1 protein-coding gene is annotated in these 4291 nt (G+C 75.3%); it reads right to left on the bottom strand.

Annotated features, from left to right (window positions below; genetic code table 11):
- Window positions 1-183: 183 nt before the first annotated feature.
- Window positions 184-4291: SDR family NAD(P)-dependent oxidoreductase (locus tag ACFU53_RS46935; protein ID WP_384006465.1), on the bottom strand; the 4108-nt coding region annotated here is incomplete at its 5' end.

Genomic DNA, 4291 nt, shown 5'->3' with positions numbered 1-4291 from the left:
GCGGGTACGGCACCGATCGGTGCCGTACCCGCCCGTTGTCGTGTTCGGGCTCGTGGCGGACACCGGGTGAACCGTCTTGACCATGTGCGGCCGGCCTGGCGTGCCCACGCAGAACCACACGCAGAACCAAGGGCCCGCCCTCTGTCAGGAGGAGGCGGGCCCTTGGCGTGGGGCGGGCGCAGGTCAGACGCCGCGGTCGGTGAGCCAGTCGTCGGTGGCTTCGGCGGTGGAGCGGGCGTAGGTCTCCATCATGGTGAAGTGGTTGCCGGGGACGTCGAGGACGGTGTGGGCCCGGTGCCAGGACGTCTGCCACTCCTCGGGCCGCATCCGCGTTCCGGGTTCCGCGGGCACCGGGGGTTCACTGGAACGCACCAGCAGGACGGGGCAGTCCAGAGGGCCCGGCTCCCACTCACCGATCATCGACACGTACCAGCTCATGGCGGTGAGCCGGTCGGAGTCCATGTGGGCGAACATCGACTCCCGTTCGAACATGCCGCCCAGCATCTGCTGGGAGAAGCGCAGGAACGGGGAGTCCGCGCGCGGCATGTACGTGTCCAGCAGGACGACGGCGGCCGGCGCGGACCCGCGCTCCTGCATCCGCCGGGCGGCGGAGAGGGCGAGAATGCCGCCGGAGGACGAGCCGAGCAGGACCGCCGGGGCGTCGCCGACGGTGCGGCGCACGGCGTCCGCGTGCAGGTCGGCGACGGCGTCGAAGGTGGCGGGCAGCGCCTCCCCGGTGCCGAAGCCCTGCGTGGGCAGTGCCCACACGTCGCGTCGGCCGCGGAAGCCGGAGGCGAACCGGGCGTACTGGTGGACTCCGGCGAGGGCGACGTAGGAGCTGAAGCAGACCAGCGGTGCGGTGGTGTCACCGGTGGCGAGGCGGATCGCGCCGGGGAGGGTGTCGAGTTCCTCCGGTGAGGTGAAGGTGGGCCGCAGTCCCGCCGCGGCGTGGAGCAGGGTGAAGCCGTCGTCGACGCGGCCGTCCAGGCATGCCTTCTTGAACAGGCCGCCGAGGGTGTCCTCGGCCCGTGCCTCGGGCCCGGCGGTTGCCGTCCGGGCCGTGCCCGCGTCCTCGTACGGCTGCTCGCCCAGCCTCCGGTGCAGGTGGGTGGCGAGGGCCTCGGGGCTGGCGTGGTCGAACAGCAGGGTCGGGGCCAGCTTCAGACCGGTCGCGGTGGCGAGGTGGTTGCGCAGTTCGACGACGGTGAGGGAGTCGAAGCCCTGCTCGGTGAAGAGCCGGTCGGCCTCCACCTCGTCGGCGGTGGCGTGTCCGAGGACGGTGGCGGCGAGGTCGCGCACCATGCCGAGCAGCAGGGCGCGGCCCTCCTCGGGGCCGCGTCCGGCGAGGAGCGGCGCGGCGGCCGGTCCCGAGGGGCCGGCCACGGTCCGGCGGGCCGCTGCCGGGGCGGCCGGCCGCAGCAGCGCCCGCACTCCGGCCCGGCCGGAGCCGGTGGCGACGGCGATCACCGCCGGTTCGGTGGCGCACAGGGCCTCGTCGAGGAGGTCGAGGGCGTCCTCGGTGGCCAGGGGGCGCAGACCGCCGCGGGCCAGACGGCTCCGGTCGGCGTGGGACAGGCGGGCGGTGATGCCGCTGTCGTCGTCCCACAGGCCCCAGGCGACCGACGTGGCCGGCAGGCCGAGGGAGTGCCTGAGCGCGGCGAGACCGTCGAGGAAGGCGTTGGCGGCGGCGTAGTTGGACTGGCCGGGGGCGCCGAAGGTGCCCGCGGCGGAGGAGAACAGCACGAACGCGGCCGGGTCGAGGCGGGCGGTGAGATCGTGCAGGTGCCAGGCCCCGTCGGCCTTGGGCCGCAGCACGGTTTCGAAGCGGGCGCCGTCGAGAGCGGTGAGGACGGCGTCGTCGGCGACCCCGGCCGCGTGGACGACGCCGGTCAGCCGTGCGCCGGCGGGCAGCCGTGTCACCAGGCGCTCCACGTCGGCACGTTCGGCGACGTCGCAGGCCTCCAGGGACACCTGGGCGCCCAGTGCGGTGAGTTCGGCGACGAGGGTGTCGGCGCCGTCGGCACCGGGACCGCGCCGCGACACCAGCAGCAGGGACCGTACGCCGTGCCGGGTGACGAGGTGGCGTGCGACGGCCCGGCCGAGAGTGCCGGTGGCGCCGGTGACGAGCACCGTACCCGCGGCGAGGTCCGGGGTGCCCGCGCCGGTGGCGGCGGGGGCGGCGTCGGGGTGCAGGACACGGCCGTCGCGGACCGCGCTGTGCGGGCGTTTGCGGGCGACGGCGGCGAACAGGGCCGTACCGTCGGCGTCCTCGGCGTCACCGGGCAGGTCCACCAGCTGGAAGCGGCCCGGATGTTCGGCCTGGCCGGAGCGGACCATGCCCCACAGGGCGGCGCCCGCGACGTCCGGGGTCCCGGTGTCACGGCCCGCGGTCACCACGCTCCGGGTGACGAACACCAGCCGTGAGTCGGTGAACCGGTCGTCGGCCAGCCAGCCGCACATCAGCTCGTGGGCGCGGGCCAGGTGGCCGCGGACCGTCTCGGGCATGCCGGGGCCGCCCGTGCGGTGCGGCGCGGGAGCCACGATGACCACGTCAGGCATGGTCATGCCGGTGTCGACGGCCTTGCCGAGGGCTTCCAGATCGGCGTAGGTCTCCAGGTGGACACCGGCCGCGTCGAGTGCGGCGGCCGCCCGGTCGTCGCCGGTGCCGAGCACGATCCAGCGCATCGTCTGCGGGCGCGGCGGCTCGGGGGCCGGGAGGGTTTCCTGCCAGTCCAGGCGCAGCAGTTCGGGCCGGCCTGCCCCGGTGCCGGCCGCGGCGGACACGGTGCGCAGGGTGATCGCGTCGGCGGTGGCGACGGGCTGCCCGGTGGTGTCGGTGACGAGAACCCGGTAGCCGTGGTCGTGGCCCGCCGGGGTGAGCCGCACCCGCAGCGCGGTCGCACCGGTGGCATGCAGGGTCAGTCCGGTCCAGGCGAACGGCAGCATGGGCGCCGTCGCCTCGTCGTCGCCCTGCCAGCCGGGGCGACGGACCAGGAGCGCCTGGACGGCGGCATCGAGCAGGGCCGGGTGCAGCGCGTGCCTCGTGGCGTCCTTTCGGTACGGCTCGGGCAGCGTGGCCTCGGCGTACACCTCCTCGCCGCGCTCCCAGACGGTGCCGAGGCCTTGGAAGCTGGGCCCGTACGCGAACCCGGCGGCGGCGAACGCCGCGTAGGGGTCCTGGGCGGGGACGGCCTCGGCGCCGGGCGGCGGCCAGGCGGCCAGGTCGTCGGCGGGGGCGGACGGGGAACGTGGGGCCAGGGTGCCCTGGGCGTGCCGCTGCCAGTCGCCGTCGTTCCCGGCGGGCGCGGACCACACGGCGAAGGCGCGCTGCCCGGTCTCGTCGGCGGCGTCGACGGTGACCTGCAGGTCGACGGTGCCCTCGGCGGGGACGACGAGCGGGCTGAGCAGGGTGAGTTCGCTCAGGTGGCCGCAGTCGGCGCGGTCGCCGACGTGCACGGCGAGGTCGAGGTAGCCGGTGGCGGGCAGGATGACCTGGCCGAGGACGGTGTGGTCGGCGAGCCAGGGATGGCTGCGCAGGGACAGACGCCCGGTGAACAGCAGGTCGTCGGAGCCCGCGCGGGTGACCTCGGCGCCGAGGAACGGGTGGTCCGCGGTGCGCAGGCCGGCGCCGGCGGGGCCGCCCGCGGGGGTCACGGTCGGCAGCCAGAACCTCTGTCGCTGGAAGGCGTAGGTGGGCAGCGGCACGGTGCGGGCGCCGGGCAGCAGCGCGGCCCAGTCGGGTTCGGCGCCGTGCGCGAAGAGCGCGCCGACGGCCATGAGCAGGCGCTCCGCCTCGGGCTTGTCGCGCAGGACGGCGGCGACGAACAGCGCCTCGTCCGCGGTGTCCGGCGCTGTCCCGGCGAGGGCCGTCTCGGCGAGCGTGCTGAGGGGGCCGTCGGGTCCGGTTTCCAGGAACCGGCGGGCTCCGAGACCGTGGAGCCGCGTCACGCAGTCGTGGAAGCGGACCGGTTCGCGCACGTGCCGGACCCAGTACTCGGGGTCGGTGAGCAGGCCGGGCGTCGCGGGCTCGCCGGTCAGGGCGGAGACGACGGGCAAACGTGGCTCGGCGTAGGAGATTTTGGTGGCGACGGTTCGGAAGTCGTCGAGCACCGGGTCCATCAGCGGTGAGTGGAAGGCGTGGCTGACCCGCAGCCGGGTGACGCGCCTGCCGGATGCCGCGAAGTGGTCGCAGATCTCGGCGACGGCGGCCTCGGTGCCGGAGATCACCACGGAGCGCGGCCCGTTGACGGCGGCGATGCCCGCGTCCGGGTGGCCCTCCAGCAGCGGCCGT

The organism is Streptomyces sp. NPDC057474, assembly GCF_042802555.1.
In the GTDB taxonomy this organism is placed as follows: Bacteria; Actinomycetota; Actinomycetes; order Streptomycetales; family Streptomycetaceae; genus Streptomyces.
The sequence above is the reverse complement of the archived record's forward strand: the minus strand, read 5'-3'. Positions and strand labels throughout refer to the sequence as shown.